This is a genomic window from Breznakia sp. PF5-3 (genome assembly GCF_029504745.1).
GTDB lineage: Bacteria > Bacillota_I > Bacilli_A > Erysipelotrichales > Erysipelotrichaceae > Breznakia.
Genome location: NZ_JAQFIQ010000021.1, coordinates 12,221 through 26,533 on the forward strand (window position 1 = coordinate 12,221; position 14,313 = coordinate 26,533).

General features: G+C 31.5%; 13 protein-coding genes. 6 read left to right on the forward strand and 7 right to left on the reverse strand.

All coding sequences use genetic code 11. From position 1 onward, the window contains the following. Positions 1-245 precede the first annotated feature (245 nt). The 5 genes from M2475_RS06345 to M2475_RS06365 all read left to right on the forward strand — a co-directional run bounded on the left by M2475_RS06345 (position 246) and on the right by M2475_RS06365 (position 6,625). A complete protein-coding gene (locus M2475_RS06345) occupies positions 246-2,765 on the forward strand; it encodes a ribonucleoside-diphosphate reductase subunit alpha (RefSeq protein ID WP_277490324.1) in 2,520 nt (839 codons plus the stop codon). Between the two features lie 13 nt (positions 2,766-2,778). Beyond that, positions 2,779-3,822, forward strand: a complete 1,044-nt coding sequence (locus M2475_RS06350) for a ribonucleotide-diphosphate reductase subunit beta (protein WP_277490325.1) — start codon at positions 2,779-2,781, stop codon at positions 3,820-3,822. Positions 3,823-3,884: 62 nt separating this feature from the next. Then, positions 3,885-4,949, forward strand: coding sequence for an A/G-specific adenine glycosylase (gene mutY / locus M2475_RS06355; protein WP_277490326.1), 1,065 nt, complete (start codon positions 3,885-3,887; stop codon positions 4,947-4,949). Then, complete coding sequence (locus tag M2475_RS06360) at positions 4,936-5,526, forward strand: NUDIX hydrolase (RefSeq protein WP_277490328.1); 591 nt, start codon at positions 4,936-4,938, stop codon at positions 5,524-5,526. Before mutY ends, M2475_RS06360 begins: the two co-directional genes overlap by 14 nt. A gap of 223 nt (positions 5,527-5,749) precedes the next feature. After that, the gene (locus M2475_RS06365) at positions 5,750-6,625 is read left to right on the forward strand and encodes a DegV family protein (protein WP_277490329.1); all 876 of its coding nucleotides are present in this window, start codon (positions 5,750-5,752) and stop codon (positions 6,623-6,625) included. Between the two features lie 37 nt (positions 6,626-6,662). Here the strand turns inward: M2475_RS06365 and M2475_RS06370 are convergent, their stop codons facing one another. The 7 genes from M2475_RS06370 to M2475_RS06400 form a co-directional block, all read right to left on the reverse strand. Continuing rightward, positions 6,663-7,967 (reverse strand): sugar ABC transporter substrate-binding protein, encoded by a 1,305-nt coding sequence (locus tag M2475_RS06370; protein WP_277490330.1) that lies wholly within the window; start codon positions 7,965-7,967, stop codon positions 6,663-6,665. Continuing rightward, positions 7,964-8,638 (reverse strand): response regulator transcription factor, encoded by a 675-nt coding sequence (locus M2475_RS06375; RefSeq protein WP_277490331.1) that lies wholly within the window; start codon positions 8,636-8,638, stop codon positions 7,964-7,966. The genes M2475_RS06370 and M2475_RS06375 overlap by 4 nt, the downstream gene beginning before the upstream one ends. Next, complete coding sequence (locus M2475_RS06380; RefSeq protein WP_277490332.1) at positions 8,631-9,947, reverse strand: sensor histidine kinase; 1,317 nt, start codon at positions 9,945-9,947, stop codon at positions 8,631-8,633. Before M2475_RS06380 ends, M2475_RS06375 begins: the two co-directional genes overlap by 8 nt. Before the next feature lie 2 nt (positions 9,948-9,949). Next, entirely contained in the window at positions 9,950-10,960 is a 1,011-nt protein-coding gene (locus M2475_RS06385; RefSeq protein ID WP_277490333.1) for a sugar ABC transporter substrate-binding protein, read from the reverse strand. 557 nt (positions 10,961-11,517) lie between these two features. Further along, positions 11,518-11,727, reverse strand: a complete 210-nt coding sequence (locus tag M2475_RS06390) for a zinc ribbon domain-containing protein (RefSeq protein ID WP_277490334.1) — start codon at positions 11,725-11,727, stop codon at positions 11,518-11,520. Between the two features lie 55 nt (positions 11,728-11,782). Continuing rightward, a complete protein-coding gene (locus M2475_RS06395; protein WP_277490335.1) occupies positions 11,783-12,703 on the reverse strand; it encodes a DMT family transporter in 921 nt (306 codons plus the stop codon). Between the two features lie 97 nt (positions 12,704-12,800). After that, positions 12,801-13,136, reverse strand: coding sequence for a hypothetical protein (locus tag M2475_RS06400; RefSeq protein ID WP_277490336.1), 336 nt, complete (start codon positions 13,134-13,136; stop codon positions 12,801-12,803). Positions 13,137-13,506: 370 nt separating this feature from the next. Between M2475_RS06400 and M2475_RS06405 the strand changes: the two genes are divergently transcribed. Then, positions 13,507-14,178: an MmcQ/YjbR family DNA-binding protein gene (locus tag M2475_RS06405; protein ID WP_277490338.1), complete on the forward strand. Its 672-nt coding sequence runs from the start codon at positions 13,507-13,509 to the stop codon at positions 14,176-14,178. The last annotated feature ends 135 nt before the right edge of the window (positions 14,179-14,313 follow it).

Genomic DNA, 14,313 nt, shown 5'->3' on the forward strand with positions numbered 1-14,313 from the left:
GTTTATAAGGGGATAGAAATGTATGTAATAGGGATAACATACATGCAAGGTAACTACCTTGCACTATTACTATATAAAATTGAAACCTTTCAATTATCTTAGCTTTTTGTGAAAGTATGGGAAATGAAATTTTTAATTATGAAAAAAGTATGAAAGAAAATGGAAATCATAAAAAGTTTACAGTGCAAGTCAGTAGAAGGCACATATATACTTTAGTATACTTGATATAAGAATGGAGTATGGATATGAAAATAAAAAAGCGAGATAATACATTACAAGATTATAATAAAGAAAAAATTATGAAAGCGATTAAAGCAGCATTTGCAAGTCAGAATAATGATATTGATGAAACGGTGCTAATAGAAATTGTAAAGTCAATTGAAGATATTCTTATGAATGATAGAACTTTGCACAATGTAGAACACATTCAGGATTTAGTAGAAGAGAAGTTAATGGAGCATCAGTTTTATAAAGAAGCCAAAGCATATATTTTATATCGCCAAAAGCATACGGAAGAGCGTGAACTATTAGTAAAATTTGAAGCGATTGTGAAAGATGAACAATTGATAGAAGTAATGAGAAAAATACAGCGAGATTTTGGAGATGAAGTGTATTCTTTGGAACTTTTGTATCAAAAATTTCAATCTTTTATTAAAGTGGATATGAGTAAAGATGAACAATTGGAAATGTTGATGAAAGCCAGTGCTGAATTGATTAGTAAGCAAGCACCAAAATGGGAATTTATTGCAGCACGGTTTTTAACTTATCAATTAAATGCACAAATTGACTCACAAATGATGAAATTGAATATTCATAGTTTTGCTGAAAAGATAGCATATCTTGAAAGTGAAGGGTACTATGGAAAGTATATAAGAGAAGCATATCAAGATGATGAGATAGCTGAATTGGAAACTTATATGAAAGAAGAACGTAATTATTTATTTACATATAGTGGTTTAGAACTTGTTGTGAAACGTTATCTTATTCAAAATAATGATCATGATGTGCTTGAGAAAGTACAAGAGATGTTTATGGGGATCGCTATGCATTTAGCAATTCCCGAGAAAGAAAAGAAGGTATCGTGGGCGAAAGAAATTTATGACATTCTTAGTACTTTAAAAGTAACGATGGCAACACCAACAATGTCAAATGCTAGAAAGCCTTATCACCAATTGTCTTCTTGCTTTATTGATACAGTGGGAGATTCTTTAACGAATATCTATAAGAGTATAGATAACTTTGCACAAGTATCAAAGTTTGGTGGTGGTATGGGATTGTACTTTGGAAAAGTGCGAGCAATTGGTTCTGATATCCGAGGCTTCAAAGGAGCCGCTGGAGGGGTTATTCGTTGGATTAAGTTAGTGAATGACACAGCAACAGCTGTTGATCAACTAGGAATGCGCCAAGGTGCTGTAGCTGTATATTTGGATGCATGGCATAAAGATTTACCAGAGTTTTTATCATTACGCACAAACAACGGAGACGATCGTATGAAAGCGCATGATGTATTTCCAGCGGTTTGTTATCCTGATTTGTTTTGGAAGCTAGCAAAAGAAAATATTGATGCTGAATGGTCATTGATGTGTCCTCATGAAATTTTGAAAGTAAAAGGCTATGCATTAGAAGATTCTTTTGGCAAAGAGTGGGAAGAAAAGTACTGGGATTGTGTACAAGATATAAGAATTTCAAAAAGAGTAATGAAGGTTAAAGATTTGATTCGTTTAATTTTAAAGTCTGCAGTTGAAACAGGAACACCTTTTACCTTTAATCGTGACCATGTAAATGCTATGAATCCCAATCCTCATCAAGGAATGATTTATTGTAGCAATTTATGTACAGAAATTGCACAAAATATGCATGAAATTGAAATGCTTCCTAAAGAGATTATCAAGGTAGATGATGAAGAAATCATTGTAGAGAAAAGTAAGCCTGGGGATTTTGTAGTTTGTAATCTAGCATCATTAATTTTAGGTAATATTGATGTTGAAAATCAAACAGAATTAAAGCATACAATTGATGTAGTAGTAAGAGCACTTGATAATGTAATTGATTTAAATTATTATCCAGTCCCATATGCTGAGGTAACCAATCAAAAATATCGTTCAATTGGATTGGGAACGAGTGGGTATCATCACATGTTGAGTAAACATGGGATTGCATTTGAATCAGAAGAACATTTAACCTTTGTTGATAAAGTATATGATGATATCAACTATTATACAATTCATGCTAGTATGGAATTAGCAAAAGAAAAAGACTACTATTCGTTATTTAAGGGTAGTGATTGGGATAATGGTGCATATTTTGATAAACGAAATTATACAAGTGAAAGATGGACAGAATTAAGAGCTGATGTAAAACAATATGGAATTCGTAATGCATATCTTATGGCTATTGCTCCTACAAGTTCTACGTCTATTATTGCGGGAACAACAGCTGCGGTAGATCCAATTATGAATAAATACTTTTTAGAAGAAAAGAAAGGTAGCATGATTGCTAGAGTTGCACCAGATCTTGATGGTAAAACATATTGGTTATATAAAAATGCTCATCAGATTGACCAACGATGGGTAATTGATGCGGCAGGAATTCGTCAACGTCATATCGATCAAGCACAATCTGTGAATTTATATGTTACTAATGAGTATCGAATGTCAGAGCTTTTAAATCTATATATTAGAGCATGGGAACGTGGTGTGAAGACAATTTATTATGTTAGAAGTAAAGCATTAGAAGTAGAAGAATGTGAATCATGTGCATCATAATAGGAGGAAAACAATGAGCGACTTACACAAGAAGGCATTATTTAATGAGAATGGAGATAGCAATGTCTTACATCGAAGAATGATCAATGGTAATACTACCAATTTAAATGATTTTAATAATATGAAATATACATGGGTATCAAATTGGTATCGCCAAGCAATGAATAATTTTTGGGTACCAGAAGAAATTAATATGAATCAGGATATTAAAGATTATCGAAATCTTAATGAAGCGGAAAGGACAGCATATGATAAAACGCTCTCATTCTTGATTTTCTTGGATAGCATTCAAACCGCGAATTTACCAAACGTGGCTGAATATGTTACAGCAAATGAAGTAAATTTGTGTTTAACAATACAAGCCTTTCAAGAAGCTGTTCATTCACAAAGCTATAGTTATATGTTAGATACGATTTGTTCTCCAGAAGAACGTAGCGATATCTTGTATCAATGGAAAAACGATGAACATTTGCTATCGCGAAATAAATTTATTGGGGATCTTTATAATGATTTTCAACTTCATAAAGATCGCTTTCATTTAATGAAAACAATAATTGCAAATTATATTTTGGAAGGCATTTATTTTTATTCAGGATTTATGTTTTTCTATAATCTTGGAAGAATGGGAAAGATGCCTGGATCAGTGCAGGAAATTCGTTATATTAATCGGGATGAAAATACACATTTATGGTTATTTAGATCAATTATTTTAGAATTGAAGAAAGAAGAACCAGATTTATTCACTGATGAAAAAGTTGAATATTACAAAGATATGATGCGTGAAGGTGTCGAGCAAGAAATCAAATGGGGAAAATATGTTATAGGTGATAAGATTGAAGGATTAACCATGCAAATGGTTGAAGATTATATTCGCTACCTTGGTAATTTAAGGAGTACGGGTTTAGAGTTTGGTCCTTTATATGAAGGTTATGAAAATGAACCTTCTTCTATGGAATGGGTAAGTATGTATGCGAATGCAAATCTAATCAAAACCGATTTCTTTGAAGCAAAATCGAGTGCATATGCAAAATCAAGTGCTTTGGAGGATGATCTATAAGAAAAGAACATTGTTACAGATACTGTAGCAATGTTTTTAGTCTTATATGGTATAATTTTAATATGCGACATAATAAGGAAACATTTACAGAAAATTTATTACAATGGTATGATGAGAATGCTCGAATATTGCCTTGGCGTAGTGAACCAACGCCTTATCGTGTATGGGTTAGTGAAATCATGTTACAGCAGACAAGAGTAGAAGCTGTGAGGCCATATTTTGAAAGGTTTATGAAAGCATTTCCTTCACTTTATGACTTAGCAGAGGCAACAGATGAGAAGTTGCATAAGATGTGGGAAGGTTTGGGATACTATAATCGAGTGAAAAATATGAAGAAGTGTGCCATTGTTTGTGTTGAACAATATGATGGTAAATTACCAAGCGATTATGAGATGCTATTAACGCTTCCAGGGATTGGAAGCTATACTGCAGGTGCCATTGCGTCTATTGCTTTTAAACAGCCTGTAGCGGCTGTAGATGGGAATGTATTGCGGGTTTTCTCAAGAGTTCTTGTAAGTGAAGATGATATTTTAAAAGAAGCAACTAAAAAGAAGTTTCAAACTATTATAAAATCTTACATTCCAAAAAATCATGCAGATGCATTTAATCAAGCGTTAATGGAAATTGGAGCACTCATCTGTGTGCCAAATGCAGCACCACGATGTAATATATGTCCTCTTGCAAAGGATTGCCTAGGGTATCAAAGTGGAAAAGCTCCACATCTTCCTAACAAAAGCCCTAAGAAAAGACGTAGAATTGAAAAAAGAAGTGTTTTTGTATTTGTTTATAAAAATAAATTACAAATTCAAAAACGCGAAGATAAAGGTTTGCTAGCAGGATTATATGAATTTCCAAACATTAATCAACACTACACTAAAAAAGCATTAGAAGAATATGTAGTAGAAAACTATCCTATGGAAAAAATAATACCTTTAACGAAAGCTAAACATATTTTTTCACATATCGAGTGGCATATGAAAGGGTATTTGATAGTATTAGAAAAACCAAATAAAGGTTTATTTATTACAATAGATGAATTGGAAACAATGTATGCATTACCAACAGCATTTAAAGTTTATTGTGAAGCAGTGATACAATATTTGGAGGATAAAAATGAAACAGATTGATAATATTATAAAAGCTATAGTAGACTATCAGCCCTTTAATGAACAAGAGCAAAAAGATAAAAATTATTTTTTGGATAAGCTACAATATGAAAAGGATTTACTCACTAGGACAAATGAGAACTTTCATCTAAGTGCTTCTGCTTGGGTTGTAAACCAAAATTTTGATAAAGTATTAATGGTCTATCATAACATTTATCAAAGTTATTCTTGGAGTGGGGGACATGTAGATGGATGTAGTGATTTAATTCATGTTGCTAGTAAGGAATTAGAAGAAGAAACGGGTATTCAAAAGTATTCTTTATTAAGCGAGGATCTTTTTGCATTCGATATTCTTGATGTGAAAAAACATAAAAAACATGGAAAGCTTATCAAAGAGCATATGCATATTAATTTTACATATTTATTTCAAGCAGATGATAAACAAGATTTAATAATAAAGCCAGATGAAAATAGTGATGTTTGTTGGATTTCAATTCGCGAGCTAAATGATAAAGTAGAAGAAGCCTATATGTTAGATTGTTACAATAAACTTATTGAAAAAGCAAAGTTGTATAAAACAAAAAGAAAAGAAGTATAAATATTATGATACTTCTTTTCTTTTTGTGTGTGTTTATAAGGGGATAGAAATGTATGTAATAGGGATAACATACATGCAAGGTAGTTACCTTGCACTATTACTATATGAAATCTAATTCATTCAATTATCATAGTTTTTTGTGAAACTATGTGAGCATCGATATTTGGAACTTGTAAGATTATAAATTAACCGATATAATATATGTCATATAAGGGAGATAAAAATGAAAAAATATACAATTGTAACAGACTGTACATGTGATTTATCACTTGATCTTATCGATCGATATGATATCAAAGTAATTCCGATGGAATTTACGATCGATGATGAAAAGCATTTACATAGTGCAGATTTTAAAGTATTTAAGGAAATAAAATTTTATGATCGTCTTCGTAATGGTTCTATGGCATCTACGTCACAAATCAACCCATTCACTTATACTGAATTTTTAACACCATATCTAGAAGCAGGGAATGATATTTTATATGTTGCCTTTTCTTCTGGATTAAGTAGTACATATGAATCATCTGTAATCGCAATCAATGAGTTAACGGAAAAGTTTCCCGAACGAAAGATTATCACAATTGACTCTTTAGCAGCTTCGGCAGGTGAAGGGCTGATGGTATATTATGCTTGCTTGAATCGTGAACAAGGGATGACAATAGAAGAAAACAAAGAATGGTTGGAAAGTCATGTGCAAAATTTTGCACATTGGTTTACAGTGGATGATTTACATCATTTGAAACGTGGAGGACGTGTTTCAGCTGCAACAGCGATTGTTGGTTCAGCATTAAGTATTAAACCAGTCTTACATGTTGATGAGACGGGACATTTGGTAAGTATATCAAAGGCACATGGTAGAAAGAAATCGCTAAGTACACTAGCACAAAAATTGAAAGATACAATTTTAGAACCAAAAGGTCAAGTGATTATGATATCACATGGGGACTGTTTGGAAGATGCACAGTTTTTAAAAGATAAAATTATAGAAAGTGTTCCAGTCGCAGATGTTATTATATCTGATATTGGACCAGTGATTGGAGCTCATTCAGGACCTGGTACAGTGGCATTGTTCTATTTTGGAAAATCTAGATATTAAAAAAAGGTTGAGAACCATATAGTGGTTCTTGACCTTTTTATTCTTTTAGTGAGGTTTCAATTTTATTTTGTAAAGAAACCATTTCCGTTTTAATATCACTTTCACTATTTATGATTCTATATATTTCATTATCAATCAAAGAAGTAACGCTTTCAAATTTTTTGAACCGATATTGTGTCTTTCCATTTTCCATTACTTCATTTAATAGATACATTTGAAATAGGCTATCCCCTGGAGTATCACTGGAAATAATATCAATTGCTTCCTCAGATTTTGTTATCTCACGTAAAACGGATACCCCTTGTGAATGCTTAAAAATTTCTAATTGTGTTTGCTGATCATAGGATAAAAGTTTTAGTAGTTCCCAAGCTTCATCTTTATGCTTTGATTGAGCATTCATACCAATTAATAATGTATCAACCTTTGAAATGTTATCACCATTGGGACCCGAAGGAAGCATTACACAATCCCATTCAAAGTTAGAGTATTTTTTTACTTTCCAGGGATAAGGTTTATAAGTGCGATATTCAGAAAATGGCATGATACAGAAAGCAACATTTCCTTCATCAAACATTTGTGAAGTGACATGAACATTGTCATTCAATTCGTTTAATTGTCGTAAAAATCGAATTGATTCAATCGCGTTGGTATTATTGAAATCATTAACGTCTTCTTTTTCATCAAAAAGAGCAATTCCATTTGCAAACATAGCATCTTCCCATGTGTATCCATAAACGCCAAATTGATCTATTTTTCCATCATTATCTGTATCTTTTGATACCTTTTTACAAATTTCATAAAAATCATTCCATGTCCAATTATTGTTAGGTAGTGAAATACCTTCCTTCTCTAATAATGACTTATTTACAAAGACAAGGTTAGGAACACTTTCATAGGGTAATGCATACATATGGTTATTATCCATTCCAGTAGCGTAAGAGGAAGGGTAATAGGCTTCTGTATCAAAATTATTATCATTAGCAATATAAGAGTCTAAGTTTTCAAGTAAACCAACTTGATGAAAGGTTGTAAAATCATCAGATAGAACAAAGAAAATATCAGGTGCATCACCATTTAAAGTTTCCCCTGCTAACCACTCTGAATAATCACTTTTTCTAATCCCGCTCATAAATTTTACACGAACATTAGGATGTTCCTTTTCGTAGCGCTCTATAACATTTTGAACAATTTGATAAGAGTCTGCCGTAGGGACATCCCAATTACTTCCCGCAAAAACCCCAATGGTAATTACTTTATGAGAACTTTGGATGATCGCATATCCAACTCCAACGCATAAACAGATAGCAATTGCTATAATTGATATTATATATTTTCGTTTCATTCGTGTGAACTATTTTTGCGATTTCCGCTTTGTAGATACCAAATTGCCAACTGCGTGCGATCGCGAAGTTGTAATTTGTCTAGAATAATACTTAAGTAATTGCGAATAGTACCTTCTGTAAAATGAAGTTCATGAGCAATTTCTTTATTTGAAAGACCTAAACCAACCTTTTCGATTACTTGCCATTCTTTATCACTTAAATTTTGAACACCACTTTCATCAGTTTGGATATTTACTTGGCTATGATTTGCCATTTCTGAAAATAAGTTGATAGCCTTTGTTGCAACATTAGGATGAATGATGGAACCACCATTATGCACTGTTTTAATAGCAGAAGTTAGTTCATTAGGAGATACTTCTTTCAATAAATATCCATCTGCTCCATATTTTAATGCGTTATAGATATATTCATCATCATCAAAAGTAGTCAACAAAATGATTTGAATATCAGGATACGTTTCTTTGATGATCTTTGTACACTGCACACCATCCATCTCAGGCATTCTAATATCCATTAGAATTAGATCAGGTTTCTTTTTTTGGATACTATTTAATACCTCAGCACCTGTTTTAACTAAATCAATAACTTGAAAATCATCTTTTGCATTCAATAAGATATTTAAACTTTCTCTAATTAATTCTTGATCATCCGCAATAATAATATTAATCATTCATATTCTCCTTCCGCAGTGGAATTTCAGCGACCACAACAAACCCATCTAGACCATAGACACGCATCGTTCCATTCAACAAATCAATTCTCTCTTTCATATGATGTAAACCAAATCCATACTGTATTTTTTTACTTCCGATTCCATTATCTTCAATTAATAATATTATATTATTGTTATCCAGTGCAATCGAAACAAATATTTTTGTTGCATTCCCATGTCGAACGGAGTTTGTTATAGATTCCTGAATAATACGATAAATAGTATCTTCTTCATCAGGTTCAAAAGCTAAGGTTGGCATATGGCAAGCAAAGCGTATTTCAATATCAGAAAGTAATTGAAAATCGGCAATCATCTGTTCAATGGCTTCTTTTAAAGTATGTCTTTCAAGGGCATCAGGACGTAGCTTGTTGACTGATCGACGTACATCGGTAAGACCTTGTCTAGCCGTTTTAGATAAACGCTCTAATTGCTTTTTAGATGCCTCTGGATTATCATCAAGTAACATCATTGATGCATCAATGCCCATAGACAAACCAGTTAGTGTATGCCCTAAAGTATCATGTATTTCTCTAGCCAAACGATTTCGTTCTTTTGTTTCTCCCATTTTTTCTTGAATACTTGCATATTCTTGTAATTGTTTATTCAAAAGCTGTAATTCACTATTTAATTGTAAAACCCTTCTACTTTCATTTACTTCTTTTAAAATCATCATCACCATGATTAATAAAAATAAAACAATGCTAATCGTATTTAATGAATTCATAATTACATTTAAAATATTTTGTGTATCACTACCAAAAAAAGAAGTATAATCATTAAATGAAACCATTGGTATAAAAGATAACAGATTGAAATTACATAGCATATAAATAATAACAGTAATGAATAAATATAAATAACGTTTTTCATTAAACCTAGCATATACAAAAAAATTGGTCATTACTAGTAGTAAGATGGAATTATTTGCAAAACTGGTATAGTACATAATAATCATGCTTAAGGAAATTACTGTGATATAAATAAAAACATTCATGAAACGTGTTAATTCTTGAATTTTTTTGATTTGTAGCAAACATAATAAAATGCCAAATGAAATAATAGAAAAGACAATTATTTGATAGGGTGGAGAAGGAGGTAAGGTACTTAATTTTTCCAAAAAATAAAGTGAAGAATGATTATCAATCATTCTTTGGATACAAATGTACATAACTCCAGAAATAAAAGAAATGATAATGAAGTTAATACAGCATAGAACTAGATATGCCAAATCCAGGCGCTGATTAAGTTTATTTGTATTATTTTTCATAATTACTGCCACCCTTCGATTGTATAATTATGAATCGTTTCTTTGGTGATCAACTCTACATCGATGAGTTCTGTTTTTTGTGGTATATCATCATTTAGTAGTTGGTATCCGATTTCAGCTGCCCTTCTACCCATTCTGATGGGAGATTGAGCAACGGTACCACGCATTTTATTATCTCGAATTAATGCTTTTGTCTCTGGTGTGCCATCAACTCCATAAACTAGAATGCCATCTAATAGGTCATGTTCTTGAAGCGCGGCCATTGCACCCATTGCACTAGGGTCATTTAAAGCCATAACAACATCAAATTTAATTCCTTCTTCAATCGCTTCATTTACGATAGGTGTTGCATTTTCTAATTGTCCCTCACAGTTTTTCCGATAAACAATATGGTAATGTTCAGGGTCAATTGTATCTGTAAAACCTTGAATCCGTTGGATAGCAGATTGTACATTGCTATGTTCTAACAGCAAGATGTTTGCTTCATCTAATTGTGACATCATATCTTCAGCAGCTTGAACACCAGCATTGTAATTATCAGAAACAACTGTATAAGACACTAGTTCATCGTCTTTAATATTTGTATCCACTACGACGACTTTCACATTTTCTTCTTTGCAACGTTTTAATACATCACTTAATCCTTCCCAATCAATTGGATTCACAAAAAGAACTTCAATCCCTTTATCAAGCATATAATTAATTTGCTTGATTTGCTCATCCAATGACAATGCTGGATCTAATGTAATAAGAATATCACCGTTTGCTTCCACCACACTTTTTATTTCATCGTTTATAATTTCAAAAAAAGGGTTGTTCATAGTCATATAGGAAGCACCAAAGTAAACAGGTTCTTTGATACGGTCTTTAATATGCGTTTTTGAATAACTATCAAAACTCAGCAAGCCAATTACAGTAATGGCAAGCGTAAGAATAATAATTGCTACAGCTTTAAAAGAAAAAGAGCTATTATTTACCATCTTTAAAAAGGCCTCCTTTTTCTTTTTTATCATACCATATTTCCTCCTGTTAATACATTTAAAACAAGTCTATAAACCGACTTGTTTTTACGAAAATAAATTGTATATTTTGTTAAACAATACAGCTTATGAATGCTTATATCATTATTATAGTAAAGGAAAAAGGCTAAAACACTTGATGGATGTCATTGATTTCTTTGACAATTGTCATAAATGTTGAAATATAAATATGGTATTATTATGTATATGATGACAATCATTACCTTTTTATTATTTTTACAAGTATATGCTTTTTTATCTAGCTTGGTAACTTTAGCAATCTTTTTCGTATATAAATTTATGCGATACCCAAACTACGATATAGATCGTTTTTTTCTTGTTGTAAATCGAAATGTGCTACTTCTTTTACTTGGTAGTGGTGAGATTATACAATGCTCTTTAGCAGCATTTTTTGTTTACTATTGGTATGGCAGTGTTAAAATAACCAGTGTTTTTATAGTGATTGTTGTTATTTTTTCGATTATAAAGTTCTACTATTTACAAAAACATAAAAATTATGACGGCAGTTAAAAAAAGAGCATTCGCTCTTTTTAATTTGTGAAGAAGTCAAGGATGTTCCATCCATCACTTGTTTGACCTTTATATAGTTCTGTAAATCCACACTGTGTACAAGAAATTGTTATGAATTTCTTGTTTTGAACATCAAATATTTTAGCGAAGTTTCCTCCAGTAGCTTGAAATTGATCATGCTCATAAGATGTATTTCCACATTTAGGACAAACATAAGGTTTCTTTTCCATTGGATAATCTCCTTTCCTTACGATATTTCTAATATAACATACAAGAAAGAAAAAATTAAACTTTTTCTTCCTCTAATATAATATTTTCCTTTGCTGGAGTAGCTTTCTTTTCTGACAAATATAAACCTAGCAATGTACAGATTGTTCCAACAACAATTGACCAGGTAAGTGGTTCATTTAAAATGATTGCTGAAAAAGCAACGGTAACAACAGGAACTAAATAAATATAAGCACTAGAACGCAATGCTCCTAAAACTTTAATTGTATAATTCCAAGAAACAAAACATACTGCTGAGGCACCAAACCCCAAATACAATAAGTTTAATACCATAATAGGATCACTAAACTTATCTGGTGTGATATGAAAATCCAAAAAGAATAAGAAAGGAATCATAAAGAGGATACCGAAACTAAAGATTCGTCTTGTTGATTGAATGGTTGTATATTCAAAGGTACTAATTCGTTTCATGATGATAGAGTAAAAAGCCCAGACAATGGCTGCAAGGATAGCAAGAATATCACCAATAGGGTTCACTGTAAGTGCAGAAGAGCCATTAAAACTGATAAGAAAAATACCAAGTATTGCAATGATAAAACCCAGCATGAAATTGCGATGAATCTTTGCATCCTTAATTAAGATATGAGCTAAGATGGCAGTGAAGAAAGGTGCAGTTGATACGATTACACCAATATTTGAAGCAAGGGAATATGTTAATGCTATATTTTCAAATAGAAAATATAATGTAACTCCACTTAACCCAGCCCCGATGAAATAGAGGTTGTGTCTTTTATCTTTTATTTGCATTCGCTTTGGTTGAATAATATAAAGAGCAATCAAACCGATACAAAAGCGTATAAACAAGATTTCGATTGGAGTAAAGGTATCAAGTAAAACTTTTGTGGAAATAAAAGTAGACCCCCAAATAATGACTGTGAAGATAGCTGTGATATGTGCGAAGTATTTTGAGTTTAACATTGCGTCCTCCATTTTGTATAATATAAGAATTATACTATTTTTCGAACAAATAAACTAGATAAAAAAATAACCTTTACTAAGGTTACTTTATTTCTTATTAATCATAAATTGTAAAACCTTCTTGAAGAAATACTTCATTAAAGGAATCTAATAATAATCGTTCATGATGGCTATGTTGGTATACATCTTCTTTTGGTGCTCCACCAATAGCGACATGTGCTTCGATATTGTTGTTTTCAATATCAAATGTTATTAGAAACATAAGGTTACTTTCATCATCATGATGTTCACCTATGATATTGATTAAAACATTATCTAATGTCATTTTTGATGAAAGAATACGTCTTCGATTTGTAATAGGTAACTTATCTTGAATTGCTTTCACTTTGTTTGCAAGGCGTTCTCCTTCATATTGATAATATTGGTTAATCATAAATATCCCCCTTTTTCTTTCCAGCTTTATCATATCATTAAACGCTAGTTTCATCTATTGAGGTACATGGATAAAATAAAAAGTCATTGGCTTAGGGGAACCAATGACTTTAAACTTCTATTTTTAGAGGGAACTATCTGAATATTAATACTTTAGTAAAATCATTATGAGAAAAATTAAGGGAACAAATTAATATTCATTAATAGAAGTTTCTCCACTTTCCTATTATATAAGTGGTATCTATATAATATCATAAAATAGGATATTGTCATTTCTAACGCACGAAAGAATAAAAAAGTTTTTAGGGCATGTTATAATGGGGTTAATATATATTATGTGATGCTATTTATATTATATAGAAAGGACTTATATGTTAGATACAGAAAGCTTGTTTAAAAACAAAAAGATGAATATCGAAGCATTGCTTACCTATGGATTTAAAAAGCATAACGAAGCATATGTTTATAAATCAAGCTTAGGAGAAGAACAGTTTGATATGATTGTTACAATTACAAAAACAGGTGAAGTATTAAGTGAGGTAATTGATGTAGCGACAGATGAAACCTACATACTTCATCTTTTAAAATCTGCACAAGGATCTTTTGTAAGTGCTATTCGTGAAGAGTATGTAGCAAAACTTAGTGAAGTTGCAGAGTGTTGTTTTGATATGGATGTTTTCAAAAGTGAATATGCAAAGCAAGTTATTCAATATGCTAAAGAAACGTATCAGGATGAATTGGAATTTTTGTGGAAGAAAACCCCAAATAATGCAATTCTTCGTCGTAAAGAAACAAATCAATGGTATGCGGCATTATTAACAATAAAGAAATCAAAATTAGGAATTATGGAAGATGGATTGATAGAAGTTATTGATCTTCGATATAATCCAGAAGAACTTGTAACTTTAATAGATAATAAACGATATTTTCCTGGGTATCATATGAATAAAAAACATTGGTATACGATTTGCTTAGATGGATCTGTTCCAATTGAAGAAATATATCAGCGTATCGATAAAAGTTATGTATTAGCAAATAAGTAAGAAAAAGGTGGAGAAGTTGATAAACTCTTTGTATCTCTAAATAAAATAGTACCTAAACCATAAGGCTTAAGTACTATTTTTTTAAAATGGTGGTCCTGATCGGAATCGAACCAACGACATAACTTGAAAATAAAC

Excerpts from the sequence above, each read along its gene's own strand:
- M2475_RS06365 (WP_277490329.1), top strand. The coding sequence starts at position 5,750 with ATGAAAAAATATACAATTGTAACAGACTGTACATGTGATTTATCACTT.
- M2475_RS06380 (WP_277490332.1), bottom strand. The coding sequence starts at position 9,947 with ATGAAAAATAATACAAATAAACTTAATCAGCGCCTGGATTTGGCATAT.
- M2475_RS06345 (WP_277490324.1), top strand. The coding sequence starts at position 246 with ATGAAAATAAAAAAGCGAGATAATACATTACAAGATTATAATAAAGAA.
- M2475_RS06385 (WP_277490333.1), bottom strand. The coding sequence starts at position 10,960 with ATGATAAAAAAGAAAAAGGAGGCCTTTTTAAAGATGGTAAATAATAGC.
- M2475_RS06395 (WP_277490335.1), bottom strand. The coding sequence starts at position 12,703 with ATGTTAAACTCAAAATACTTCGCACATATCACAGCTATCTTCACAGTC.
- M2475_RS06360 (WP_277490328.1), top strand. The coding sequence starts at position 4,936 with ATGAAACAGATTGATAATATTATAAAAGCTATAGTAGACTATCAGCCC.
- M2475_RS06370 (WP_277490330.1), bottom strand. The coding sequence starts at position 7,967 with ATGAAACGAAAATATATAATATCAATTATAGCAATTGCTATCTGTTTA.
- M2475_RS06350 (WP_277490325.1), top strand. The coding sequence starts at position 2,779 with ATGAGCGACTTACACAAGAAGGCATTATTTAATGAGAATGGAGATAGC.
- M2475_RS06375 (WP_277490331.1), bottom strand. The coding sequence starts at position 8,638 with ATGATTAATATTATTATTGCGGATGATCAAGAATTAATTAGAGAAAGT.
- mutY (WP_277490326.1), top strand. The coding sequence starts at position 3,885 with ATGCGACATAATAAGGAAACATTTACAGAAAATTTATTACAATGGTAT.
- M2475_RS06400 (WP_277490336.1), bottom strand. The coding sequence starts at position 13,136 with ATGATTAACCAATATTATCAATATGAAGGAGAACGCCTTGCAAACAAA.
- M2475_RS06390 (WP_277490334.1), bottom strand. The coding sequence starts at position 11,727 with ATGGAAAAGAAACCTTATGTTTGTCCTAAATGTGGAAATACATCTTAT.
- M2475_RS06405 (WP_277490338.1), top strand. The coding sequence starts at position 13,507 with ATGTTAGATACAGAAAGCTTGTTTAAAAACAAAAAGATGAATATCGAA.